This is a genomic window from Rhizobium sp. BIGb0125 (assembly GCF_024810055.1).
Classification (GTDB): Bacteria; Pseudomonadota; Alphaproteobacteria; order Rhizobiales; family Rhizobiaceae; genus Agrobacterium.
The window spans coordinates 499,210-522,529 of sequence record NZ_JANUDV010000001.1; the positions used below are offsets into that span (position 1 = coordinate 499,210).

Consider the following 23,320-nt stretch of genomic DNA (forward strand, 5'->3'; position numbering starts at 1 on the left):
CTTATATATAAAGAGAAAAGCCGCGCTCTTCGGAGCGCGGCTTTTTCTTGTGTTGGTGTTCATGCAACCGATAAGGTACTTCAGTTTTTCATGGCGCCCGGGCCTGGCGTTGCACCCGCAGGTACTTTGCCCATGATGATCATGCCAAGCACCTCATCCTTGGTGACGTCCTGTGTGCGGGCATGGCCAACCACCTTGCCGTTCTTCATCACGAATACCCTGTCTGCCAGATCAAACACGTCATGAATGTCGTGGCTGATGAGGAAGATGCCGATACCCTGTTTTTTCAGTTCCTTGATGAGGTCGCCGACCTGAGCGGTTTCCTGAGGCCCAAGGGCTGCAGTTGGCTCATCCATAATGAGGATGCGTGCATCGAACAGAATGGCGCGGGCAATGGCGACAGACTGGCGCTGACCGCCGGAAAGCGCTTTCACAGGTTCCTTGAAACGGCGGAAGTTGGGGTTGAGACGTCCCATGACTTCGCGGGCAGATGCTTCCATCGCCACATCGTCCAGCGTGCCCCATTTGGTCTTCAACTCGCGGCCAAGATAAAGATTGGCAGCCGCATCGACGTTATCGGCGACAGCAAGTGTCTGGTAGATGGTTTCAATACCGTATTTCTTGGCATCACGCGGATTGCGGATGTCTGCCGCTTCACCGTTGATTAGAATATCGCCCTGGTCGCGGCGGTAGGCGCCGGATAATATCTTGATAAGTGTCGATTTGCCCGCACCGTTGTGCCCAAGCAGGGCCACGACTTCACCGGGAAAAAGATCGACCGAGGCGTTTTCGACTGCGTGAATGCCGCCGAAGGATATGGAGATGTTTTTCATTTCCACGAGGGGAGAGGTTTGTTCCGTCATGTCGGAAGCTCCTAAATCTCTTACTTGGCGCGGGCGCGGTAAATGGTGTCGAGCCAGACGGCCACCACCAGAACGAAACCGACGACGATACGCTGGAACGGGGTGTCGATGCCGACCAGAACCATGCCGGATTGCAGCGACTGCATGACGAGCGCGCCGAGCATGGCTCCTGCGATCGTGCCCACACCACCAGCCAGCGAGGTCCCCCCGATAACGGCTGCTGCGATGGTGTAAAGCTCATCCAGCTCACCCTGGGCATTAGTGGCTGCATTGAGGCGTGCCGTGGAAATGGCGGCAGCAATGGCGCAAAGTGCTCCCATCAGCGCAAAAATCTTTACGGTGACCCAGCGCGTCTTGATGCCGGCGAGTTCAGCGGCTTCCGGGTTGCCACCGATAGCAAACACGTAACGGCCAAAACGAAGGCGCGTGGCGATGAAGGTCATGACTGCGCCCACGCACAGAGCCATCAGCACCGGAATGGCAATGCCATGGGCGATGAACAGCCCGCCGTCTGGCCATGCAATGCCATTGGCATCGGCATAGTTACGGGCAATGGCAACCGGCCATGGGTAGCTGTTGGCAACGGCAACCGCACCAATCACGATGGCGCAACCGAGTGCACCGAGGAAATATTCCGCCCAGACCGGGCGCAAGGGGAAACCGAAACGGCGTCGCTGGTGGCGTGAGTTGAGAATGGCGACAATGATTGCCACGCAGGCAAATGCCGCGACGATCCAGCTCCATGTCGCGCCGATCGACCCGTTTGTGCCGCCGCCCATCAGGCGGAATGTGCTGTCCATAGGAGCGACAGTGCGACCGCTGGTGATGAACCATGTGCCGCCGCGCCAGACCAGCAGGCCGCCAAGTGTGACGATGAAGGACGGTACATTCATGAAGGCGATGATGAGGCCATGCAATGCGCCGATCGCAGCGCCGACAAGCAGGCCAATGCCGAGTGTGATGATCCAGGTCGCCGGATGTTCAAAGCCGAGAACCTTAGGCAGCAGTTCAGCCTGCATTACACCCATGATCATACCGGAGAAGCCGAGAATGGAGCCGACAGACAGGTCGATGTTGCGGGTAACGATAACGAGCACCATGCCCGTCGCCATCACGGCAACCGACGCCGTCTGAACGGAGAGGTTCCACAGGTTGCGCGGCGTCAGAAACAATCCGCCGGACAGGAAATGAAAACCTAGCCATATAAGAAGAAGAGCACCCACCATGCCGAGAAGACGGGTGTCGAGTTCCGTTGCCGCGATAAATCGCGAAATTGAACTGCGACCTGCATCATTGGCGGGATGGGACGATTTTGATTGCGTGATGTCGGCCATTGGCTGCCGTTCCTCCTCACATCATGCTGATGTCTAAGCATTACCGGCTGAAACCGCTGCTCACTACGACCTAGTAAAAGGTCATTTCACTCCGAAGGCGCCGCGGAGCAGATTGCTTCGCGGCGCTTTGGAAAGGATGGTGCCTATGCGATTATTCGCAGGCCTTGACCGAACCGGCCTTTACGCCCTGGCAAGCGGTTTCCTTCGGAATCCAGCCTGCTTCGATAACCACATTCAGATTGTCCTTGGTGATGGCAATCGGCTTGAGGAACACGGACTGCATGGCAACTTTCTTAGGTCCGCCTTCAAAGCTTGTTACGCCCTTGATTTCGGACATCTTCTTGCCACCGGCCAGTTCCAGCGCGATGTTGGCTGCTTCCTTGCCCAGTTCGCGGCTGTCCTTCCAGACAGACACGGTCTGTGTACCAAGAGCCACGCGGTTCAGGGCTGCAAAGTCGGCGTCCTGACCGGAGACCGGAACAGAACCTGCCATGCCCTGCGCTGCGAGCGCGGCAATCGCGCCACCAGCCGTACCGTCGTTGGATGCAACCACAGCGTCAACCTTGTTGTTGTTGGCGGTCAGGAACTGCTCCATGTTCTTCTGGGCATTTTCCGGCTTCCAGCCATCTGTATAGGCTTCACCGACATTCTTGATCTTGCCGCCGTCAATCGCTGCCTTCAGCACTTCCTGCTGGCCGGCAAACAGGAAGTCTGCGTTCGGGTCAGAAGACGAGCCCTTGATGAACACGTAATTGCCTTCCGGCTTGACCTTGAACACTTCCTGCGCCTGGAGACGACCAACTTCCTTGTTGTCGAAGGTGATGTAGAAGGCGTCCTTGTTTTCGATCAGACGGTCGTAACCAACAACCGGAATACCTTCAGCGACCGCTTTTTCAACGGCAGGACCAATGGCATCGCTGTCCTGCGCCAAAACGATCAGGGCGTTGGCGCCTTGCGAGATGAGGGCTTCAACGTCGGTCAACTGCTTGGCAGCGGAAGACTGGGCGTCAGCGGAAATGTACTTTGCGCCAGCGGCTTCAAGAGCTTTCTTGATGGCGGCTTCGTCAGTCTTCCAACGTTCTTCCTGGAAGTTGGACCAAGACACGCCAACCACGAGGTCCGCTGCCATGGCAGCGCCGTGCAGTGAAACGAGTAAAGCCGTTCCGGCCAATAACTTGGCAAATGATTTCATGATGTCCTCCCGGATGTGACAGGTAGCGTCCGCACCTCCATGCGTTTTCTACTGTCTGAATTTGCTGTCCGAGTATGCCCTATGCATTTTTTCTCGACAGTCGAGAAATTAAATGGCAGAGATTCCGAAAGCTGTCAACCAGACGTAGTGCTTCGCAACCACGTCGGATCAGCCAAGGTTTCGGGAGGAGCCGGATAACACTTGTACTGTGAGGGCGCCGGGCTTATCTGGCGCTGGCGGCAGCGTTGTGTTGTTCGTAATGAGGGACATATTTTGCCGCTTTCGGCCATATCCAGCACTGAACTGGTGCGTCAGAAGAACAGTCTTCTGGTGATGTCGGCGCTGCGCCATCACGGCAATCTTTCGCATACCGAGATTTCATCCTTTACCGGCCTTGCCTCGGGCACCGTGTCGGCGATTACGGCCGAGTTAGAGAAAAGCAGGTTGATCCTGCGCACCGAGCAGCAGTCGGCGCAGGGGCGGGGACGTCCTCGTGTTCTATTCACACCCAATGCCGCCTGCGCCTATCTGGCGGTGGTCATCATATCATCAGACGCCATCCAGTATTCACTCGCCGACTACAACGGCAAACTGATCGACCGTTTTTCCGAACGACGGCAGGAAACGCGGCGCGGCGATTTCGTGGCGGCAATCAATACGGGGCTTGCACGCCTTGCCAGCCGTTCGCGGATTACCCATGAGGCGATCCGCCATTTGTCGATAAGCAGCAAGGGTCTGGTGGATCCGGCCGGTGGGCGGCTTGTCTGGTCGCCGGTGCTCGGGGACGAACAGGTCGATTTTCATGACGATCTCGCCGAGGTCTGGCAAAATCGCGTTGCGGTCAACAATGAGACGCTTCTGGTGGCCGAAGCCTTGTGGATGCGTCAGCAAACCAAACCGGATAGTTTGTTGACCGGGGGCAAGGGCATGCTTGCGGCACTGTCGCTTGGTCACAGTATCGGGCTTGGTATCGCTCGTTCAACGGCAAGCGGTTTTGAAGTGGTTGCACCGAATTTCGGGCACATGTTGCACATGCCGGGCGCTGCGCTTTGTCGATGTGGTTCGCGTGGCTGTATCGAAGCCTATTGCGGATTCTACGCCATCTTGCGAACGGCCTTTGAAGTGCCGCCGGACACGATACCAGCGAAATTCGTGCCGTTGGCTGAACTGGACAAGATTGCCAGCAATGCCCGCCATGGTAATCGCATGGCCGCCTTTGCATTCCGGCAGGCCGGACTTGCGCTCGGCAATGGCCTTGCGCGCCTGTTCAGTCTTCATGATCATATGCCGGTCTTCGTCACCGGGCCGGGCACACGGTATTATGATCTGTTGCAGGGCGGCATTCTGGAAGGGCTTTTACAGTCACAAGCCGTGCGTTTTGGCGGTTTACCTACCATTCACGTCGAACTTAATGAACCAGAACTGGTTTTTGAGGGGCATATGGGGCTTGCATTGTCGCGCATGGATGAAGATATGGTCTCGGCGGGAATGACAACACCCCCCAGCGCACAGGCGGGGTGATCCAAACGGGAGAGATTTATGCAACTCATTGATACCAATCATCCGATTTACCGTCCACTCTGGGTGCGGCTTTTGATTGTTATCTCCTGTACTGTGTGGTCTCTGATTGAGTTCTTTATCACCCAGGAAGCATTCTGGGGCACGATTGTCGGCGGCGTTGCTGCCTATTCCGCCTATATGCTGTTGTTTACATTCAAGCCTGGACCGCCAGTCGAACAAAAGCCTGATGCGGCAAAAGACGAAGAGGCTAACGACTGATCAGCTTGATAGCCTGATCGATCAGCAGGTTGGCCGCTGTCATGCGGGTATGGGCGTTGGCACGAAAGTCGGGTGACAGCCGGTCGGGATGATTAAGCTTGGCAAAGGCGCGGCGTTTTTCCGACAGGCTTTCAACTGTGTCTTTGTCATCGATTGCCAGTTCGTCGGAAACGTCAGCCAGTGACGTTCGCTCCAGATAGGCGGGCATTGGTTCCGGTTCGGGCTCCGGCTCAGGTTCTGGTGGATCCGGCAGAAAGTCGAGATAGGCATCGAAGGCTGCGCCAAACCGTTCAGGATCGGGTCGTTCTGTCTCCAACACAAAACTTGTCGTGAAACCGGTAACCGTCTTGTGCGGTGTAACTGCTTCTTCCTGTGCCTGTTCTTCCGCTTCCTGGTTCAGCCGTTCAACAACGGACTGAAAGACGGATTGTCCAAAAAGCATGTCTTCCTCCCTTCGTTGAGGTGAGCGTTGCCGTTTCAGACCTTATGCATTGGAAAGATGGCGCAGGGCTTGCAACGGTGAATAGGTGGTGGACGCGACGTTGCGGCTTTCTTCGAGAACAAGGTCGTAAAGCAGTTGAGCGCTGGGCGGCAGGGCGCGGTCCTTTGCGGTGATCAGGCTGTAGGGTTTCAGGTTCAGCTCAAAGTCGGTTGGCAGAATGCGAATTTCCCCGACCTGCGAGCTTTGCCCGGCCACAAACTCCGCCATGTCATAGGCGAGCGGTGCAATGGCGTTGGTTTTGCAGACGATTGCCAGGGTCAGTACCACGGATGGTGTGTTGATGATGTTGCGGGGCATCGGTGCGCCATTCGCCACAAAAATCTCTTCCATGGTGCGACGAAGCAGGGCACCAGGTGGCTGGAAAACCCAGTCAAAGTTTGACAGATCCTGCAGGCGGGCAGGGCCATTGTCGAGTAACGGATGGCCCTTTCGCACCAGAAGACAGGCGCGCTCGACGCCAATTTCATGGGCGTTGAACGGAGCCGGGTTCAGGTCTTCGGGTATACGGCCGATGATAAAGTCCTGACGAGCGGCCAAGAGATCGCGTGCCAGCACGTTACTGGTTTCCACCTGCACGTTGATTTCAATGCCCGGATAAGTCTCCACGGCGCGGCTGATGGCGGGTACCACCATGCTGATGGCGGGTGCCGTGACCGAGCCGATAAACACCGATCCGCCGCTGCCGGATTTCATCTGGGCAAGTTCGCGCCCGGCCTCGCGCAGTTCCAAAAGTATCTTGCGGGCACGAAGGGCCAGAGCCTCACCGAACTGTGTCAAGACGACGCCACGGGAGGCGCGCTGACAGAGTGGACTTTTGACGATTGATTCCATTTCGGACAACATGCGTGATGCGGCTGGCTGCGTCATGTTGAGGGCTGCCGCCGCAGCGCTGACTTGTCCATGGTCTTTTATCATGACCAGCATACGAAGATGGGCCATCTTCAAGCCTGCACGCAAAAGTGGATTATCCTCGACTGCTGAGAAAAAATCATCCCTATCAAGTGCGTTTTGCTCTCTGGAGTTGCTCATAATGTCACATCTCGCCAATTTCGGGTGTTATATCGATTTAATATATCAGAATTGATATGACAAACGCCAGATATTCTATTTGACAGTTATATGGATTCAGAACAGTTTGCACCTGTGCCGTGGAGGAGCGGCGGGCAGGCGTACTGATAAGTAAAAAACCGTCCTGTCCAAATCTGCCTCCTTACAATTCTGGCATGGATTTGAAGGCGGCGCCTGGGGCGCGCCTGACAAGGGTTCAAAGGGAGAGATTTATGAAATCCATCGTCTCGTTAATGGCAGCCTGTGCCATCGGCGTTGCAAGCTTTGCTGCGCCTGTATTCGCTCAGGACAAGGGCACTGTCGGCATCGCAATGCCAACGAAGTCCTCTGCACGCTGGATCGACGACGGCAACAACATCGTCAAGCAGCTTCAGGACGCTGGCTATGCCACAGACCTGCAGTATGCTGACGACGACATTCCGAACCAGCTTTCGCAGATTGAAAACATGGTAACGAAGGGCGTCAAGGTTCTGGTTATCGCTTCGATCGACGGCACGACACTGTCTGACGTTCTGCAGCAGGCTGCTGACAAGGGCGTTAAGGTCATCGCTTACGACCGTCTGATCCGTAACAGCGGCAACGTTGACTACTACGCAACCTTCGACAACTTCCAGGTTGGCGTTCTGCAGGCAACTTCGATCACGGACAAGCTCGGCCTAAAGGATGGCAAGGGCCCGTTCAACATCGAACTGTTCGGTGGTTCTCCAGACGATAACAACGCATTCTTCTTCTACGATGGTGCGATGTCTGTTCTTCAGCCTTACATCGACAGCGGCAAGCTTGTTGTAAAGTCTGGCCAGACCGGCATGGACAAGGTTGGTACACTGCGTTGGGACCCAGCAACGGCCCAGGCCCGTATGGATAACCTGCTCTCCGCATTCTACACAGATGCAAAGGTTGATGCAGTTCTGTCGCCTTACGATGGTCTGTCCATCGGTATCTTGTCTTCGCTGAAGGGCGTTGGCTACGGTTCTGGCGATCTGCCACTGCCGGTTGTGTCCGGTCAGGACGCTGAAGTTCCGTCCGTCAAGTCGATCATCGCTGGCGAACAGTACTCCACGATCTTCAAGGACACACGCGAGCTGGCCAAGGTTACCGTTGGCATGGTCAATGCCGTTATGCAGGGCAAGGAACCTGAAGTTAACGACACCAAGACCTACGAAAACGGCGTGAAGGTTGTTCCTTCCTACCTGTTGAAGCCAGTTGCTGTAACCAAGGACAACTACAAGGAAGTTCTGGTTGACGGCGGTTACTACACAGAAGACCAGCTGAAGTAATCTGTTTCTGAATGCCGGGGGTGGAGCATCGTCTTCTCCCCCGGATTTTGTTTGAAAAAATCGCCGGATTAAACCGGCGCTGGATTTTGATATGGACGATACCATTCTCGAAATGCGGAATATCACCAAGACGTTCCCCGGCGTTAAAGCGCTGGAGAATGTGAACCTTAAGGTTCGCAAGGGTGAAATTCATGCACTCGTCGGTGAGAACGGCGCAGGAAAATCGACCTTGATGAAGGTTCTTTCCGGTGTATATCCCGCGGGCTCATACGACGGCGAAATTCATTACGAAGGTCAGGTGCGTAATTTCCGCGCCATCAATGACAGTGAAGATATTGGCATCATTATCATTCACCAGGAGCTGGCGCTCGTGCCGCTGCTGTCGATTGCCGAGAACATTTTTCTGGGCAATGAAATCGCCACCAATGGCGTGATCAGCTGGCAGCAGACGTTCAATCGCACGCGTGAGCTTCTGAAGAAGGTCGGGCTGAAAGAATCGCCTGAAACTCTGGTTACCGATATTGGCGTGGGCAAGCAGCAGCTTGTTGAAATCGCCAAGGCGCTGTCCAAGAGCGTGAAGCTGCTCATTCTCGATGAGCCTACAGCTTCGCTCAACGAAAGCGATTCCGATGCTCTTCTCAACCTGCTGATTGAATTCCGCAATCAGGGTCTGACCTCGATCATCATCACGCACAAGCTAAACGAAGTGCGCAAGGTGGCCGACCAGATCACGGTTCTGCGCGACGGCATGACCGTCAAGACGCTGGACTGTCACAAGGAAGAGATCAGCGAAGACGTCATCATCCGCAACATGGTGGGCCGCGATCTCGAAGATCGTTATCCACCACGCAACGTGCCGATTGGCGAGACCATTCTTGAGGTCAAGAATTGGAACGCCTTCCACCAGCAGCACCGTGACCGTCAGGTCTTGCATGATATCAACGTTACCGTCCGTAAGGGCGAGGTGGTCGGTATCGCAGGCTTGATGGGTGCAGGACGTACCGAATTCGCCATGAGCGTGTTCGGCAAGTCCTATGGCCACAAGATCAGCGGAGACGTGCTGATCGATGGCAAGCCGGTGGATGTCAGTACGGTTCGCAAGGCGATTGATGCCGGGCTTGCCTATGTGACGGAAGACCGCAAACATCTTGGTCTGGTGTTGAATGACAACATTCTGCACAATACCACGCTTGCCAATCTTGCCGGTGTTTCCAAGGCATCCGTCATCGACGATATCAAGGAAATGAAGGTCGCAACGGATTTCCGCTCGCGCCTGCGCATCCGTTCACACGGCATTTTCCAGGAAACAGTCAATCTCTCCGGCGGCAACCAGCAAAAGGTTGTGCTGTCCAAGTGGCTGTTCTCCAACCCCGAGGTTCTTATCCTCGACGAACCGACGCGCGGTATCGACGTCGGTGCGAAATACGAAATCTACACCATCATCAACCAGCTTGCCGCCGATGGAAAAGGCGTTCTGATGATCTCATCAGAAATGCCTGAACTGCTCGGTAACTGCGACCGCATCTACGTCATGAACGAAGGACGCATCGTCGCTGAACTGCCGAAGGGAGAGGCGAGCCAGGAAAGCATCATGCGCGCTATCATGCGCTCAGGGGAGAAGAACTCATGAGTTCGGCCAATACCAATACCGAAGAAAGCAACGTCGTTTCCATCTCGTCCTATCTGCGGAGTAATATCCGGGAATACGGGATGCTGCTTGCGCTCGTCGCGATCATGCTGTTCTTCCAGGTCTATACCGGTGGCATTCTGTTTGCTCCGACCAACCTCACCAACCTCGTGCTGCAGAACTCGTTCATCGTCATCATGGCGCTGGGCATGTTGCTGGTCATTGTGGCAGGGCATATCGACCTTTCGGTCGGTTCAATCGTTGCCTTCGTCGGGGCGATTGCGGCTATCTTGACCGTTCAATGGGGCTGGCACCCGCTCTTGGCAGCTATTGTCTGTCTGGCGGTCGGTGGCGTTATCGGTGCGGCACAGGGTTACTGGATTGCCTATCACCGCATTCCATCGTTCATCGTGACGCTGGCGGGCATGTTGGTGTTCCGTGGTCTGACGCTGTTCGTGCTGGGTGGCAAGAACATCGGTCCGTTCCCACGTGACTTCCAGATCATCAGCACCGGCTTCCTGCCGGATATCGGTGGCATCGAAGGTCTCAACACCACATCGATGATCATTACCATCCTGATCCCGCTGGTTATGTTCTTCCTCAGCTGGCGTCGCCGTGTGGTCAACCAGAGCCACGGTATCGATGTTGAACCGCTCAGCTTCTTTGTTATCCAGAACGTGCTGGTAACGGCTGCGATCTTGTTCCTTGGTTATAAGCTGTCGGCCAACCGTGGTCTGCCGAACGTTCTGATCGTCATGCTGGTGCTGATTGCTTTCTACAGCTTCATTACCCGTCGCACGACCATTGGCCGCCGTATCTACGCGCTGGGTGGCAACGAAAAGGCAACCAAGCTTTCCGGTATCAACACCGAGCGCTTGAGCTTCCTGACCTTCGTCAACATGGGTGTTCTGGCCGGCCTTGCTGGCATGATCATCGCAACCCGCCTCAACTCGGCAACGCCGAAGGCCGGTGTGGGCTTCGAGCTTGACGTGATCGCGGCCTGCTTCATCGGTGGCGCCTCGGCATCCGGCGGCGTGGGCAAGATCACCGGTGCTGTTATCGGCGCTTTCATCATGGGTGTGATGAACAACGGCATGTCGATTGTCGGTCTTGGCATCGACTTCCAGCAGATGGTCAAGGGCCTCGTGCTGCTGGCTGCCGTCTTCTTCGACGTCTACAACAAGAACAAGGGCTGATCTTCGGATCAGCCTTCCATCTTCACTACAGAGGTTTTTCACGGCCGTTCAGCGGCCGTGTTCATGTCTAAAGCTTTTAATGCCGGGAAAGGAAATACCGTGCTGATTTCACAGGTCAAGGATGCCAGTGGCAAGCTGGTGGTCGCTGTTCGCGAAGACGCTGGCGAGGCGCGTGCCGTCAACAATGCTGATTCCGTTTATGCATTGGCAATCGAAGCCGCAAACAGCGGCAAGAGCCTTGCTGATGTTGTTAAGGCCCATGGTCTTGGCGATGTTGTCGATCTCGAGAAGGCCTATGCTGAAGGTCGTTTCCTGCCACCGATCACCCATCCGGATCCTGCACACCTGCACCTGACCGGCACCGGCCTGACCCACCTCGGTTCCGCTGCAACGCGTGACAGCATGCACAAGAAGGCCAACGATACGGCCGAAGAAACGCTGACCGACTCCATGAAGATGTTCAAGATGGGTCTTGAGAACGGCAAGCCGAAGGCTGGCGAAAAGGGCGTTCAGCCGGAGTGGTTCTACAAGGGTAACGGTTACGTTGCCACCGCACCGGGTGCTGCACTGTTGTCGCCGTCATTTGCCTTGGACGGTGGTGAAGAGCCTGAAATGGCTGGCATCTACGTTATCTCGGACAAGGGCGAGCCCTTCCGTATCGGCTTTACCGTTTCCAACGAGTTTTCCGACCACGTGACAGAGCGGGTCAACTACCTCTATCTGGCACACTCCAAGCTGCGTCCTGCAAGCTTTGGCCCGGAAATCCGCGTTGGTGCGCCACCTGCCGACATTCGCGGTACATCGCGCATTCTTCGAAACGGCAAGGCAATCTTCGAAAAGCCGTTCCTGTCGGGTGAGGACAACATGTCCCATACGTTCGAGAACCTTGAATACCACCATTTCAAATACGGCCTGTTCCGCGCACCGGGCGATGTGCATGTCCACATGTTCGGTACGGCAACCCTGTCCTTCGCGGATGGCGTAAAGCCTGAGGCTGGCGATGTGTTCGAGATTGAAGCTGCCGGTTTCGGTCTGCCGCTCAAGAACCCGCTGAAGGTTGAGGCTGAAGAAACAATTGCTGTAAAGCAGCTCTGATTTCCCGGGAGCGCATGCCGCGCTCTTTGACTACGATCAAAAGCCCTGAACCTCACGGTTCGGGGCTTTTGCTTTTGGATGCGTTATTGCGGGTTCCAGAGCCCCGCTTCACCAACCTCCACGGAGTCGCCCGAGGGATCTCTGATGTAGACGGAATAAGAACCGTTATTCCAGCGTTGATAGTGCTCGACCTCAATGCTCAGTGACAAGAAATGGTCTCTCCATATGTCGACTTCGGTCTTACTGTCGACGCGGAAGCAGAAATGGCCGCTGCCAGTGGTGCCGTGACGCGGGATGGGATTGGAGGGATCGGCGATGCGAGATTTCTCCGGGTCGAAGATCAGCAGCATCTGTTGGCCGCAGCAGAAAAATACAAATTGCCCGGCCAGTTTTCGCACAATCTCAAGCCCGCATACGTCGTGATAGAAGCGCTCTGCCGCATCGAGATCATCGGCGTAAATCACGGTTTCGAGAATGGCTTTTGGTGGTTGCATGGTTTCCTCCGTTGTCCAAGTAAAGTAGCGAGCACGTCTCTGTGTTGGCTCTCTCCAAATTAGCGCTTGAACCTCTAGTCGCTGTAGCTTGTAGACTTTCACCATGAAGTTGAAGGATGGCATCATGATGGAAGACGAGGCAAGGAAATATCTCGCAGAAACCGCTCTGCTGAATTTCGGATCGGGTAGTATTCAAGCGCTGGTGAAAGAACGAGGCTGGACTGAGCTGTCTGCTTATGCACGGATTGGTGCGGTCTATGACTATGTCAGAAACGAAATCAGGTTTGGCTATAACAGTGCCGACGATATTCCGGCCAGTGATGTGTTGGTTGATGGTTACGGCCAGTGCAACACCAAGGCGACGCTGCTGATGGCATTGTTGCGGGCCGTCAACATCCCGTGCCGCTTGCATGGTTTTACAATCCATAAGGGTTTGCAGCGTGGCATCGTACCGGAACTGGTCTATGGACTTGCGCCTGACAATATACTGCATAGCTGGGTGGAGGTGTATCATGAGGGCACTTGGGTGGAACTTGAGGGTTTCATTCTGGACGCGGCATTTCTGAAAATTTTGCAGGGTCGGTTTGCGGGGCAGGGTACACCACTGTGTGGTTACGGTGCAGGCACCGATTGTCTTGAGGCGCCGGCCGTTGAATGGAATGGTCGCGGCACCTACATTCAGAAAACCGGCATCAATGCCGATCTCGGCCTGTTTGACAGTCCGGATGTCTTTTATCGCCAGCATAGACAGGCGATCACCGGGTTGAAGGGCCTGTTATATCGCAGCGTCATCCGGCATTGGATGAATGCTCGCGTTGCCAAAATTCGTGGTGGCCAGATACCAATTATTCCGGGAGGGCCAGCAGCACATGCGCATCAACCGGGTGGCGTTCTTGCGAAACGGAACGGTTAGGGTTTAACCGCAGTGACTTGAAGCCATTGTGTGGGTTGCCTGTCATAGCCACTGCCGTTCGCTGTCACCACTGACAGGCTGGCCCAGGGACATTGGTCATAGACCTCGCGTAGCCAGGCTTCCGAGGGGTAGTTGAAATAGCGATCAAACTGATCGCGCCCCTCTTTTTCCCCTGCCTTAAAACTGGCGTAGAAAATGCCGCCGTCCTTTAAGGCAGCGTGAACGCGACGGATGATGCCACCAAGTGCGGCACGGGGTACGTGCAGAAGGCAGGCATTGGCCCATATGCCATGATAGGTCTGCTTGGCATCGATATTGTCAAACAGCAGAGTTTTGACGGGGATGCCAAGCCTCAGCGCTGCGGCTTGTGCAATTTCCGCCGTGCCGTCAGTGGGATGCACGTCAAACCCTTGGGCAATCATCACTTCGCTGTCTTGTCCGGCCCCGCACCCCAGTTCAAGAATGCTGGCGCCCGGCTGAAGCAGAGACAGGAACTGTGTCAACTGTACATGCAATGGTTTTTCGCCGCGCGAGGTATAGGCATCTGCCTCCCGGGTGTAAAAGTCCAGCGTGGTAATGTCGTGTTTGCCGTCTGCCATTCCGGCGTCCGCCTTAGCTCTGTGACTGGCTTTGGGCCTGCTCCACAGTCACCGAGACGTTCAGATCCTCCGCCGAGTTCCCAATCCGCATGCCGGAAACAGGCGCACAATCACGGTAACATAGGCCGGAGGCGATTGTGACGTAATGGTCGTTCGGGCAGAGGTTGTTGGCGGCATCAAAACCAACCCAGCCAAGCCCGGTAATATGGGCTTGCGCCCATGCGTGGGTTGCGGCTTGTTCTTTCACGCCATCCATCAGCAGATAACCGGATACGTAACGCGCTGGAATGTTGAGCATTCGAGCAGCGGAAATGAAAATGTGAGTGTGATCCTGACAGACGCCTTTTTGCGCCTCCAGCGCCTGTTCGGCAGTTGTTTCACTGTCGGTTGAACCAGGCAAATATTCAACAGTCTGGTGAATGGTCTCCATCAGGCCATGCAGTTTCGCAAGTTCGTTTTCACCGCTCGCATTGCGGGCCAATTCTCGGATCAGTTTGCCAGGTTTTGTCAGTAGCGTTTCGCGCATGAACAACCAGAGCGGCGCATAGGTGTTGTGCGGACCGTAGACACCGGCGCGGTCTTCCGTCTCGATCTCGCCCGATGCCGTCACGGTCACGGTCTGACCTTGTCCTTCAAGTTCGACAAGTTCCACACGGTTGCCGAAATGGTCGTCGTAGTTGGCTTCAACTGTTGCCCCCTCAACGGTGACCGCCCAATGTCTTACTGTCTGGCCCGGTCCCGTTGTCGGGGTCAGGCGCACACGCTGCAAGGCGTAGGGTACAGGGGCATCATATGTGTAGCGGGTAACGTGGTTTATCTTCAGACGCATTGTTCCATCCGTTTCCCGCTCATTGATAGAAGCGGTACCCTTCCGTTATTTCCTGGCCGAGCTGGCTATTCCGGTTAACAAACTCCTCAAGGAATTCGTGCAGGCCGCCATCCATGATGCGGGTTACCGTCGTGCTTTTAAGACTTGCTCGAATAGCATCGGCGGTTTCATGTGCCTTGTGCTTTTCATCATAGTCCGAAGCAAGATATCCGAGATTGCTGACGATTTTTTCGTAGCAATAGGCGAGCGAGCGCGGCATGCGACCGTTGAGAATCAGGAAGTCGGCAATGTTTGCGGGTTTGTATTCAGCGTCATAAACCCAGCCATAGGACCGATGCGCCGAAACGGAGCGCAGAATGGATTCCCACTGAGCATTGTCCAGTGAAGAACCGACATGGCTGGCCGCCGGCAACAGCACATAATATTTGACATCCAGAATTCGGGCGGTGTTGTCAGCACGTTCAATGAAGGTGCCGATGCGCGAGAAATTGTAGAGATCGTTGCGCAACATGGAGCCATGGAATGCACCACGCACCAGTCCGGCGCGTTGCTTGATGGCGTCGATGCATTGTGGAAGTTCGGCTGCCTTGACCTTTCGGGAAAGCATGGCTTTCACCTCAATCCAGAATTCGTTGGTTGCTTCCCATGTTTCCCGTGTTAGTGCGGTGCGCACCATGCGGGCATTGTTACGACCCGCTTCAATGCACGACATCACGCTGGAGGGGTTGCTGCTGTCTCGTAACAGATAATCGATGGCGTCACTTGAGGTGACGCGCTCGTGTATCTCGGCAAAACTTTCGCGCACACCAGCGCTTTGCAACACGCCGTCCCAGTCTTCATCACCGGTGCCACTGCGTGTCAGAGAAACGCGCAATCCCGCATCGATGAGGCGTGCGATGTTTTCGGCACGCTCGATATACCGGAACATCCAATAAAGTCCGTTTGCAGTCCGTCCCAGCATGCTTCAGTCCTCCAGTACCCATGTATCCTTGGTGCCGCCGCCCTGACTGGAATTTACAACCAGCGAGCCGGCCTTCAGCGCAACGCGCGTCAAGCCACCGGGGATAATGCGAACCTTGTCGGAAACCAAAACATAAGGGCGCAGATCGACATGGCGCGGGGCAATGCCGTTCTTTACCATGATGGGAACTGTTGAAAGCGAAAGTGTTGGCTGGGCAATGTAGTTTGCGGGTCGACTACGCAGCTTTTCAGCAAACAGAGTGCGTTCTTTCTTGCTGGCTGTCGGACCAACAAGCATGCCGTAACCACCGGAACCATGGACTTCCTTGACCACTAGTTCGGCAAGGTTATCCAGCACATATCTCAGACTGTCCGGTTCAGAACAGCGCCAGGTTGGCACGTTTTCAAGAAGTGGTTTGCGGCCGGTGTAGAACTCGACGATTTCAGGCATGTAGGAATAGATCGCCTTGTCGTCGGAAATGCCGGTGCCGGGCGCGTTTGCAATGGTGATGTTGCCTGCGCGGTAGACATCCATGATGCCGGGAATGCCCAGTGCCGAATCCGGACGGAAGGTCAGCGGGTCAAGGAAGTCGTCGTCAACGCGACGGTAGAGCACATCGATGGCCTCGTAGCCACGTGTGGTCCGCATCTTGACCTTGCCATCCATCACCCGAAGGTCAGACCCTTCCACCAGTTCCACGCCCATCATGTCGGCCAGGAAGGAATGTTCATAATAGGCGGAGTTGTAGATACCGGGTGTCAGTACGGCGACACGCGGTTTGCCGGTGCAACCGGGTGGTGCCAGAGACGAAAGAGACTGACGCAGCAGATACGGATAATCCTCAACCCGCTGTACCTTGTTCTCGTGGAAAAGTTCCGGAAACATCTGCATCATTGTTTCGCGGTTTTCCAGCATGTAGCTGACACCTGATGGTGTACGCGCATTGTCTTCCAGCACGTAAAACTGGTCTTCGCCAGTGCGGACAATGTCCGTGCCAACAATGTGGGTGTAAACGCCGCCCGGTGGTGTGAAGCCGATCATTTCCGGAAGAAAGGCTTCGTTTTTCTCGATCAATTCTCGCGGAATACGTCCGGCGCGAATGATTTCCTGCTTGTGATAGATATCATCAAGGAAAGAGTTGAGCGCGAGAACGCGCTGCTCGATACCCTGTGCCAGCTTTCTCCACTCACGGCCTGAGATGATGCGGGGAATAATGTCGAAGGGGATAAGCTTTTCGGCGCTGTCGGCATGTCCGTAGACTGCGAAGGTAATGCCGGTTTTTCGGAAGATCTTTTCTGCGTCTTCTGACTTGCGGATCAGGTGCGCCCTGTCCTGGCGGTCGTACCACTCGTTATAGTTTTGATATGGGCTTCGCGGAGCGTTGTCCGCACTTATCATTTCGTCAAATGCCAACGGTATGTTCCCCATTTTTTACCATTTGAATACAACGACAGAAGCAATGCAAGAACCATGCGCAGTTCAGCAAAAAGATTTTTTATTCGTTGGTTCAAGAAAAAGCCCACGCAAATCAGGAATTTGCATTGCCCGATCTGTGTAAAAATTCGGCATTTGCGCAAAGGTTCCGGGGCGGCAAATATTATCTTTGCGAACTGTCTGCGTGATAAAAATGCGATTGCTTATTTTTTACTCTGAATTGCATTTTTTGAGTTTGGGCGAACGAAGAAATGCCAGTCAAAGCGCACAAAATCGAGGCGTGGCGCGCCGCGTCAAAAATACGAAGAAGGGGAAATGCATCAAAGAGGAAAAGATTAACCTTTCGCGTAAGGGTTTAGTACATTGTTAACCATAAAATTATACCTCTTGTTCATATTCGATTGGATGACGGGGGTTATATGTCCATCTCACGCCGTGCGGTACTGTTCGGATTGCCGCTTTTCGTTGCCGGTTGCGCGAGCACCGGTGTTCCAATGACGCAGAAGTATGCCGCGAAGCCTGCTGAAAAGTTCCCGCTTCCAGCCATGCCGCTTGACAAGATCAAGCCGGAATTGCGCCGCCAGGAAGTGGCATATGAAACAGCACATCCGGCTGGTACCGTCGTCGTCGATACGCCAGCCCGCCGCCTCTATTACGTGATGGGCGAAGGTCGTGCGATGCGTTACGGCGTTGGCGTTGGTCGTCAGGGGCTGGCGTTGAAGGGTGATGCCTATATTGGCCGGAAGTCGGAATGGCCAAGCTGGACACCCACTGCGAACATGATGCGCCGTGACCCCAATAACCTGAAATATGCTGGCGGCATGCCGGGTGGTCCGAACAACCCGCTCGGCGCACGTGCGCTTTATCTCTACCGCGGTGGCAACGACACGATGTTCCGTCTGCATGGCACCAACCAGCCGCAGTCGATCGGCCACGCCATGTCGAGCGGCTGTATCCGCATGTTGAACCACGATGTGATTGATCTTTTCGAGCGCGTGCCGGTTGGCGCACGCGTGGTGGTTCTTCAGGCCTGATCAAGGTCGAGATCGCTGACAGCACGACCATATCACAACAGCCCGGAGCTTCAGTGTTCCGGGCTGTTGTGCCTATCGCAGGGCTTCAATCGGTGAGGCGTCGCTGCGCAGGGCAAGTTCTGCCAATATTAGCGAGATAACGCCGGCGACAAAAAATCCAGCAGCCAGATTGGTTGCTGTTCCATTGTAAAAACTGCCCATCACGACTGCAAAAACCGTGGCAACAAGGCTGGATCCGGAAGCGATGAGGGATGCGCCGAGGCCAGCAACCTGTCCAAGCGATCGCATAGCCATGGCATTGAGATTGCCAAACAGGATGCCGATTGCGAAGAATGCCGCAAAACCGAATGCCATCAAGGCGGTGAGCGGCAGATGACCCGTCCACAAGAGGGTGGTGAGCAGCATCAGGAAGCCGGTGATTGCCAAAGCCATGAAAGCGGCGCGAGCCATCACCTCCATGCCAAGACGCTGGACGAGTTTTGCGTTGAGGAATGACGCCAGCCCGATGCCGGTCGCCAATGCGGCAAAATAAAACGGAAAGGTTTCCTTGATGCCGTAAGCATCAAAGAACAGATCTGCCGCAGTGCTGAGGTAGAGAAGCTGCGCGCCAAATACGACGCCCGTGGTGATGATCAGCAGCAACACTCGGCGGTTGGCGAGGATGCGCGCGGCATTGCTGAAAAGCAGTTTTGGCCGGAAGGGGATACGTTTTTCAACGGGCAAAGTTTCCGGCTGTCGGATCAGCATCCACAGGCCCAGTACCATTGCCATGACAAGATAAATGGCAAAAACCGTGCGCCATCCCGACAGGGTAATGATGCCCTGCGCCAGCGCAGGGGCCAGCATCGGCACCAGGATAAACAGGGTGAACATGAAAGACATGACGCGTGCCATGTCATTGCCCTCAAACTGGTCACGGATCATGGCACGGGTTGCGATCTTTGGTCCGGAGACGCCAACACCTTGAAGAAATCGGCCGAGAATGACCATTTCGAGTGATCCGGCCAGCATGGCTATGACCGTTCCCGCTGCGTAGACGCACAGGCCAAGAACCAGCGCTTTCTTGCGTCCCAATGCATCCGAGATTGGTCCCAGAAACAATTCGCCAAAGGCCATGCCAAAAATGAACAGCGAGATGATGTGCTGGGTCGATAGCGGCGGCGCAGTGCCCACCTCATCGGCGATCTGGCGCAGGCCCGGCAACAGCGCGTCGATGCTGAGCGAGGTCAACGAGGTCAGCAGGGCATAGAGGGCGATACGCTCACGAAAACTAATCGAGGATGGGGCTGCGGTCATTGAGATTCTGCGCTGATAAAGAAGGTGGTTCGGCTCTATCAGCTTTCAGAAGAAATGCAGAGGTGCGTAGCGTTTTTTTACAGCGAGAAATCACTGGTTGTATCGCGCAAGGTGTCTTCGCAGTGATCGCGCTTTGTTTCAAAAATTGTGGGTGTTTGAGTTGCGCAGTCGCTTTTTCTAATCATTAATCAATTCGCGCCATATTTTTCTATAATGTGGCTGCTTGTTAGCAAAAACACGAGAAACCAAAGTTATGTGCCGTTTTCTTGCATATTCCGGTTCACCCGTCTGGCTCGACACGTTGTTGATCGAGCCTGAGAGCTCACTCATCAGCCAGTCAATGGCGGCGCGCGAGGCCAAAACCGTTGTTAACGGCGATGGGTGCGGCATTGGCTGGTACGGGGACCGCAAGGAACCTGGCATGTATAAGGGCATTCTGCCCGCTTGGTCTGACCGCAACTTGACCTCGCTCTGTCACCAAATCCAGGCGCAGATGTTTCTGGCACATGTGCGTTCGGCCACCACCGGAGGCGTGTCGATGGCGAATTGCCATCCCTTCGGGCTTGATCGGCACCTCTTCATGCATAATGGCCAGATTGGTGGCTACGAACATGTCAAACGCAAGGTCGAGGCGCTCATTCCCGATGATGTCTATGCTGCACGCAGCGGCAGCAGCGATAGTGAGGCAATGTTCCTGATCGCTGCGGGATTTGGTCTGGCGGCTGATCCGATCTCGGCGTTCTCACGCACCTTGCTGACCTGCCTCGATATCCTGCACTCTTCCAATGTTGACCAACCCATCCGTTTTAGTGCGGTTCTGGCCAATGGCGATACGATGCATGCGTTTCGCTGGTCGAGCGATGAACGGCCGCCGTCGCTCTATTGGCGGCGCATGCCGGATGGTGTGGCGGTTGCATCGGAGCCCTTCGGCGATCGGGACGAGACGTGGGAACTGATTCCGGCCGATACGGTTGCCACGGTGAAGGGCGCAAAGATTTCCTTTGCACCGTTCGATCCATGCCTGGCGGATGCCAACGAAGAGCTTCTCTGCAAATCCGCGTGATACTGGTTAGCGCAACAGTTTGAGAGCGCCGGTCAGCGACTTCACCAGTTTGGTTGGTCCGGCCAGTCCGAGTCCGTCTATCGTTTCCTGCGACAGGTCACGGTCGGGGAACGTTTGTTGATAATCTTGATAATTGTGCAGGGCCCTGGCGAATGCCGGGAACGGCACTGTCACGATTTCCTCCGTACCTGAAGCAATGATCTTCAGCATGATGTTACGGATGGTTTCTGCATCTGCCTGCAAAATAGGGACAGGCTTGTTGGAGCTTATGTCGATTGTCCGCTGGTGCCTATCTGTCAGTCGGTCGCCCCCCAATTGCGGGCGTTTGGCGCCAATGCCGATGCCGATGGCGCCGACGGTATTGGCAATCAGGCCAGCGGGCAGGGCAGGGTTGACGATGATGGCGGTGTGAAGCTCGGTTGTCATGGTTTTCCTCATTGTGCTGCGAGGAAGTTAGGCGGTTTTATCAGGTAGATCATACCTTTTATTGCCAAGACAAAGCTTAATTTGGTAGGATTTACCTAATGGACGGATTTGTAAGGTGATTTATGTCAATTAGGCGACTTGAGGCGGAGGATGTGCACATCCTCAATCATTTGCAGCAGGATGGTCGCATGACCAATCAGGCGCTGTCGGACGCGGTGGGACTGTCGACCTCTCCCTGTTGGAGGCGGGTTCGTAATCTCGAGGAAACCGGCGTTATCCAGGGGTACGGCGCAAGACTGGACCGCAAGCAGGTCGGGCTCGGTGTTCTGGCGTTCATTCGTGTGAAGATCGACAGTCACAGTGAAGCAGAGGCGGAGGATTTTTCGCAACAAGTGTCTGCCCTGAAGGAAGTGGTTGCCTGCTACAGTATCGCGGGTGACGCGGATTTCCTGTTGCAGGTTGTAGCGCCCGATCTGGATAGCTATGCAGATTTTGCCATGTCTGTTGTTCGCCGCCTTCCGCGAATCAAGGAAATGCAGACGACATTTGTGCTGAAAGAGATAAAGGCATTTAATGGTTTTCCACTGGATTGCGTATAAAACAATCAAAAATGCGTTGGTAAACAATCCGGCTTTGCTAATATTGCTTCACGTGTCGAGGTTGTAATTTCGCGATTCGGCCACCAAACACGGCTCGCTTTCAACTACTTGTGGAATAAGGGCTTTTTGGCCCTTGGACTGACTTTGGAAATGCCGAAAATGTGAATTCCGGTGTTCGAGATGTGTCTTCGCGACGGGTTTACGAAGAGCTATCGAGCGGAAATAAATCCAACAGGGGCATCCTTCATGGCAATCTTCGACAATCTCTCCAAATACCGGCCTTATGGCCTTGCTGCTCTTCGCATTATCGTTGCGCTGCTGTTCATTCAGCATGGTACACAGAAACTATTCGGCTTTCCCGCGTCCCAGATGGAAGGTTCGCTACCACCGCTCTTGATGGTTGCAGCACTTCTTGAACTGGTGGGCGGTATTCTGATTTTGGTCGGGCTTTTCACACGTCCCGTTGCTTTCATTCTGTCCGGCCAGATGGCTGTCGCCTACTTCATGGCCCATGCCCCATCGAGCTTTTTCCCGGCGTTGAATGGTGGCGATGCGGCAATCCTTTTCTGCTTTGTGTTTCTTTACATGGCCCTGTCGGGTCCCGGTGCCTTCTCCCTGGATGAACGGCGCGGCTGACCTGCCTTAAACGGTATCGCTTGCAGCGGTTTGACAACAGGCCCGCATGGTTTTCCATGCGGGTTTTTCGTATCTGGATTTTTTTCGAAACTTCGGTGAGCGCCGAAACATCACGTCTGCGCCTGGCCCTAGAAGGATGGCATTCATTCAGACAGGGAATCGGTTGTGATCAATAAAAACAGTCTTCTTCGAGAGCTCGCACTTCTGGCCTTGTTGTCCACACTCTGGGGCGCCTCCTATACGTTCATCAAGATCGGGGTGGAGACAATACCGCCGGTTACTCTGATCGCCGCCAGAACTTTGATTGCCGGTATGGTTCTTCTTGCTGTCCTTTATCTGCGTGGTGTGCGTCTACCAAAGGACAGGGCCGTTTGGCGAAGGTTCATTATTCAGGCCTGCCTTAACAGCGCCATTCCCTTTACGCTGATTGCCTGGGCTGAACAGACCATTGATGCGGGCCTCGCCGTTATCCTCAATTCGACAACGCCAATCTTCACGCTGCTGTTGACGGCTTTCGTCACGCGACACGAAATCGTCACCGGACGCAAACTGTTCGGTATCATTGTCGGTATGACGGGAACCTGCCTGATCATAGGCGTGCAGGCGCTTTCCGGGCTGGGGGACGCGTTGTGGGCGCAGCTGGCGGTGATGGTTGCGACCATGTGTTACGGCGCTGCAGCCATTTTCGGCAAGGGGTTCAAAGGTTTTGATCCGATGATACCAGCCGCAGGTTCTCTTATCTGTGGTGCGGTGATGCTAGTGCCGCTCAGTATTGCCGTTGATCACCCATGGACCTTGCATCCCTCATTGCATTCCATTGTGGCATTGCTGGGGCTTTCGGTGTTTTCCACGGCTCTCGCCTTCATCATCTATTTCCGGCTGATGCAGACGCTTGGCTCCGTTGGTGCAACGTCACAGGCCTATTTGCGTGTGCCAGTTGGTGTTGTGGTTGGCATGATCTTTCTGGGAGAAATGCCAACGGCGGAGGCATGGATTGGTATGGTGTGCGTACTAGTCGGGGTGATTGCGATGACATTGCCCAAACGCCAGCCTCGTCCCGCTCAAGAGGCTTGAACACAAGAAAAGCCCGGCAGGTGAGGCAC

24 protein-coding genes are annotated in these 23,320 nt (G+C 54.9%); 12 read left to right on the top strand and 12 right to left on the bottom strand.

Annotated elements, in window-relative coordinates; translation table 11 throughout:
• Positions 1-80: 80 nt before the first annotated feature.
• From M2418_RS02270 to xylF, 3 genes are all read right to left on the bottom strand, one after another.
• The gene (locus M2418_RS02270) at positions 81-863 is read right to left on the bottom strand and encodes an ATP-binding cassette domain-containing protein (RefSeq protein ID WP_250982040.1); all 783 of its coding nucleotides are present in this window, start codon (positions 861-863) and stop codon (positions 81-83) included.
• Between the two features lie 20 nt (positions 864-883).
• Entirely contained in the window at positions 884-2,197 is a 1,314-nt protein-coding gene (locus tag M2418_RS02275) for a sugar ABC transporter permease (RefSeq protein ID WP_250982039.1), read from the bottom strand.
• 151 nt (positions 2,198-2,348) lie between these two features.
• Complete coding sequence (xylF, locus tag M2418_RS02280) at positions 2,349-3,389, bottom strand: D-xylose ABC transporter substrate-binding protein (RefSeq protein WP_250982038.1); 1,041 nt, start codon at positions 3,387-3,389, stop codon at positions 2,349-2,351.
• 333 nt (positions 3,390-3,722) lie between these two features.
• On the opposite strand from xylF, the gene M2418_RS02285 reads away from it, so the two are divergent.
• Positions 3,723-4,910 carry an ROK family protein gene (locus tag M2418_RS02285; protein WP_405049371.1) on the top strand — a complete coding sequence of 396 codons (1,188 nt, stop codon included), beginning with the start codon at positions 3,723-3,725 and terminating at the stop codon, positions 4,908-4,910.
• Positions 4,911-4,928: 18 nt separating this feature from the next.
• On the top strand, positions 4,929-5,168 hold the full coding sequence (locus M2418_RS02290) for a hypothetical protein (RefSeq protein ID WP_259143517.1): 240 nt from the start codon (positions 4,929-4,931) through the stop codon (positions 5,166-5,168).
• On the opposite strand, the gene M2418_RS02295 is transcribed toward M2418_RS02290, so the two are convergent.
• Both M2418_RS02295 and M2418_RS02300 read right to left on the bottom strand, forming a co-directional pair.
• Complete coding sequence (locus M2418_RS02295; protein WP_259143519.1) at positions 5,158-5,610, bottom strand: hypothetical protein; 453 nt, start codon at positions 5,608-5,610, stop codon at positions 5,158-5,160. The two genes, M2418_RS02290 and M2418_RS02295, sit on opposite strands and share 11 nt — an antisense overlap.
• Before the next feature lie 42 nt (positions 5,611-5,652).
• Complete coding sequence (locus M2418_RS02300; protein ID WP_192488310.1) at positions 5,653-6,699, bottom strand: LysR family transcriptional regulator; 1,047 nt, start codon at positions 6,697-6,699, stop codon at positions 5,653-5,655.
• A gap of 251 nt (positions 6,700-6,950) precedes the next feature.
• On the opposite strand from M2418_RS02300, the gene chvE reads away from it, so the two are divergent.
• The 4 genes from chvE to araD1 all read left to right on the top strand — a co-directional run bounded on the left by chvE (position 6,951) and on the right by araD1 (position 11,933).
• Complete coding sequence (chvE, locus tag M2418_RS02305; RefSeq protein ID WP_192488311.1) at positions 6,951-8,015, top strand: multiple monosaccharide ABC transporter substrate-binding protein; 1,065 nt, start codon at positions 6,951-6,953, stop codon at positions 8,013-8,015.
• A 91-nt stretch (positions 8,016-8,106) separates the two neighbouring features.
• Entirely contained in the window at positions 8,107-9,645 is a 1,539-nt protein-coding gene (gguA, locus tag M2418_RS02310; protein WP_192488312.1) for a sugar ABC transporter ATP-binding protein GguA, read from the top strand.
• Positions 9,642-10,838, top strand: coding sequence for a multiple monosaccharide ABC transporter permease (gene mmsB / locus M2418_RS02315; RefSeq protein WP_192488313.1), 1,197 nt, complete (start codon positions 9,642-9,644; stop codon positions 10,836-10,838). The genes gguA and mmsB overlap by 4 nt, the downstream gene beginning before the upstream one ends.
• A 99-nt stretch (positions 10,839-10,937) precedes the next feature.
• Positions 10,938-11,933, top strand: a complete 996-nt coding sequence (araD1, locus tag M2418_RS02320; protein WP_259143526.1) for an AraD1 family protein — start codon at positions 10,938-10,940, stop codon at positions 11,931-11,933.
• 83 nt (positions 11,934-12,016) lie between these two features.
• Here the strand turns inward: araD1 and M2418_RS02325 are convergent, their stop codons facing one another.
• Positions 12,017-12,427: a VOC family protein gene (locus M2418_RS02325; RefSeq protein ID WP_259143529.1), complete on the bottom strand. Its 411-nt coding sequence runs from the start codon at positions 12,425-12,427 to the stop codon at positions 12,017-12,019.
• Between the two features lie 103 nt (positions 12,428-12,530).
• Here M2418_RS02325 and M2418_RS02330 point away from each other — a divergent pair, with 103 nt between their 5' ends.
• Positions 12,531-13,340, top strand: a complete 810-nt coding sequence (locus M2418_RS02330; protein WP_259143530.1) for a transglutaminase family protein — start codon at positions 12,531-12,533, stop codon at positions 13,338-13,340.
• Here M2418_RS02330 and M2418_RS02335 read toward each other — a convergent pair.
• The 4 genes from M2418_RS02335 to M2418_RS02350 are packed head-to-tail and all read right to left on the bottom strand — an operon-like array spanning position 13,337 to position 17,142.
• Entirely contained in the window at positions 13,337-13,939 is a 603-nt protein-coding gene (locus tag M2418_RS02335) for a bifunctional 2-polyprenyl-6-hydroxyphenol methylase/3-demethylubiquinol 3-O-methyltransferase UbiG (RefSeq protein ID WP_259143532.1), read from the bottom strand. The two genes, M2418_RS02330 and M2418_RS02335, sit on opposite strands and share 4 nt — an antisense overlap.
• Positions 13,940-13,952: 13 nt before the next feature.
• A complete protein-coding gene (locus tag M2418_RS02340; protein WP_250982031.1) occupies positions 13,953-14,768 on the bottom strand; it encodes a transglutaminase family protein in 816 nt (271 codons plus the stop codon).
• Between the two features lie 19 nt (positions 14,769-14,787).
• Complete coding sequence (locus M2418_RS02345) at positions 14,788-15,729, bottom strand: alpha-E domain-containing protein (protein WP_192488318.1); 942 nt, start codon at positions 15,727-15,729, stop codon at positions 14,788-14,790.
• 3 nt (positions 15,730-15,732) lie between these two features.
• Positions 15,733-17,142 (bottom strand): circularly permuted type 2 ATP-grasp protein, encoded by a 1,410-nt coding sequence (locus M2418_RS02350; RefSeq protein WP_259143535.1) that lies wholly within the window; start codon positions 17,140-17,142, stop codon positions 15,733-15,735.
• Between the two features lie 440 nt (positions 17,143-17,582).
• Here M2418_RS02350 and M2418_RS02355 point away from each other — a divergent pair, with 440 nt between their 5' ends.
• On the top strand, positions 17,583-18,197 hold the full coding sequence (locus M2418_RS02355; RefSeq protein ID WP_259143536.1) for a L,D-transpeptidase: 615 nt from the start codon (positions 17,583-17,585) through the stop codon (positions 18,195-18,197).
• Positions 18,198-18,269: 72 nt separating this feature from the next.
• On the opposite strand, the gene M2418_RS02360 is transcribed toward M2418_RS02355, so the two are convergent.
• Positions 18,270-19,493, bottom strand: coding sequence for a multidrug effflux MFS transporter (locus tag M2418_RS02360; RefSeq protein WP_259143537.1), 1,224 nt, complete (start codon positions 19,491-19,493; stop codon positions 18,270-18,272).
• A gap of 253 nt (positions 19,494-19,746) precedes the next feature.
• Between M2418_RS02360 and M2418_RS02365 the strand changes: the two genes are divergently transcribed.
• Complete coding sequence (locus tag M2418_RS02365) at positions 19,747-20,556, top strand: class II glutamine amidotransferase (protein ID WP_250982028.1); 810 nt, start codon at positions 19,747-19,749, stop codon at positions 20,554-20,556.
• 6 nt (positions 20,557-20,562) lie between these two features.
• On the opposite strand, the gene M2418_RS02370 is transcribed toward M2418_RS02365, so the two are convergent.
• On the bottom strand, positions 20,563-20,982 hold the full coding sequence (locus M2418_RS02370; RefSeq protein ID WP_250982027.1) for a DUF2000 domain-containing protein: 420 nt from the start codon (positions 20,980-20,982) through the stop codon (positions 20,563-20,565).
• Positions 20,983-21,104: 122 nt separating this feature from the next.
• On the opposite strand from M2418_RS02370, the gene M2418_RS02375 reads away from it, so the two are divergent.
• The 3 genes from M2418_RS02375 (at position 21,105) to M2418_RS02385 (ending at position 23,291) form a co-directional block, all read left to right on the top strand.
• Positions 21,105-21,581 (top strand): Lrp/AsnC family transcriptional regulator, encoded by a 477-nt coding sequence (locus tag M2418_RS02375; RefSeq protein ID WP_250982026.1) that lies wholly within the window; start codon positions 21,105-21,107, stop codon positions 21,579-21,581.
• Between the two features lie 246 nt (positions 21,582-21,827).
• Positions 21,828-22,217 (top strand): DoxX family protein, encoded by a 390-nt coding sequence (locus tag M2418_RS02380; RefSeq protein ID WP_192488325.1) that lies wholly within the window; start codon positions 21,828-21,830, stop codon positions 22,215-22,217.
• Between the two features lie 165 nt (positions 22,218-22,382).
• A complete protein-coding gene (locus M2418_RS02385; RefSeq protein WP_259143542.1) occupies positions 22,383-23,291 on the top strand; it encodes a DMT family transporter in 909 nt (302 codons plus the stop codon).
• Positions 23,292-23,320: the final 29 nt, after the last annotated feature.

What these genes read in the sequence shown, in the direction of transcription:
- M2418_RS02375 (WP_250982026.1), top strand. Translation starts at nt 21,105, where the DNA reads ATGTCAATTAGGCGACTTGAGGCGGAGGATGTGCACATCCTCAATCAT.
- gguA (WP_192488312.1), top strand. Translation starts at nt 8,107, where the DNA reads ATGGACGATACCATTCTCGAAATGCGGAATATCACCAAGACGTTCCCC.
- M2418_RS02335 (WP_259143532.1), bottom strand. Translation starts at nt 13,939, where the DNA reads ATGGCAGACGGCAAACACGACATTACCACGCTGGACTTTTACACCCGG.
- mmsB (WP_192488313.1), top strand. Translation starts at nt 9,642, where the DNA reads ATGAGTTCGGCCAATACCAATACCGAAGAAAGCAACGTCGTTTCCATC.
- M2418_RS02270 (WP_250982040.1), bottom strand. Translation starts at nt 863, where the DNA reads ATGACGGAACAAACCTCTCCCCTCGTGGAAATGAAAAACATCTCCATA.
- M2418_RS02370 (WP_250982027.1), bottom strand. Translation starts at nt 20,982, where the DNA reads ATGACAACCGAGCTTCACACCGCCATCATCGTCAACCCTGCCCTGCCC.
- M2418_RS02365 (WP_250982028.1), top strand. Translation starts at nt 19,747, where the DNA reads ATGTGCCGTTTTCTTGCATATTCCGGTTCACCCGTCTGGCTCGACACG.
- M2418_RS02345 (WP_192488318.1), bottom strand. Translation starts at nt 15,729, where the DNA reads ATGCTGGGACGGACTGCAAACGGACTTTATTGGATGTTCCGGTATATC.
- chvE (WP_192488311.1), top strand. Translation starts at nt 6,951, where the DNA reads ATGAAATCCATCGTCTCGTTAATGGCAGCCTGTGCCATCGGCGTTGCA.
- xylF (WP_250982038.1), bottom strand. Translation starts at nt 3,389, where the DNA reads ATGAAATCATTTGCCAAGTTATTGGCCGGAACGGCTTTACTCGTTTCA.
- M2418_RS02330 (WP_259143530.1), top strand. Translation starts at nt 12,531, where the DNA reads ATGAAGTTGAAGGATGGCATCATGATGGAAGACGAGGCAAGGAAATAT.
- M2418_RS02295 (WP_259143519.1), bottom strand. Translation starts at nt 5,610, where the DNA reads ATGCTTTTTGGACAATCCGTCTTTCAGTCCGTTGTTGAACGGCTGAAC.
- M2418_RS02285 (WP_405049371.1), top strand. Translation starts at nt 3,723, where the DNA reads ATGTCGGCGCTGCGCCATCACGGCAATCTTTCGCATACCGAGATTTCA.
- M2418_RS02275 (WP_250982039.1), bottom strand. Translation starts at nt 2,197, where the DNA reads ATGGCCGACATCACGCAATCAAAATCGTCCCATCCCGCCAATGATGCA.
- M2418_RS02355 (WP_259143536.1), top strand. Translation starts at nt 17,583, where the DNA reads ATGTCCATCTCACGCCGTGCGGTACTGTTCGGATTGCCGCTTTTCGTT.
- M2418_RS02340 (WP_250982031.1), bottom strand. Translation starts at nt 14,768, where the DNA reads ATGCGTCTGAAGATAAACCACGTTACCCGCTACACATATGATGCCCCT.
- M2418_RS02360 (WP_259143537.1), bottom strand. Translation starts at nt 19,493, where the DNA reads ATGACCGCAGCCCCATCCTCGATTAGTTTTCGTGAGCGTATCGCCCTC.
- M2418_RS02300 (WP_192488310.1), bottom strand. Translation starts at nt 6,699, where the DNA reads ATGAGCAACTCCAGAGAGCAAAACGCACTTGATAGGGATGATTTTTTC.
- M2418_RS02325 (WP_259143529.1), bottom strand. Translation starts at nt 12,427, where the DNA reads ATGCAACCACCAAAAGCCATTCTCGAAACCGTGATTTACGCCGATGAT.
- M2418_RS02380 (WP_192488325.1), top strand. Translation starts at nt 21,828, where the DNA reads ATGGCAATCTTCGACAATCTCTCCAAATACCGGCCTTATGGCCTTGCT.
- M2418_RS02290 (WP_259143517.1), top strand. Translation starts at nt 4,929, where the DNA reads ATGCAACTCATTGATACCAATCATCCGATTTACCGTCCACTCTGGGTG.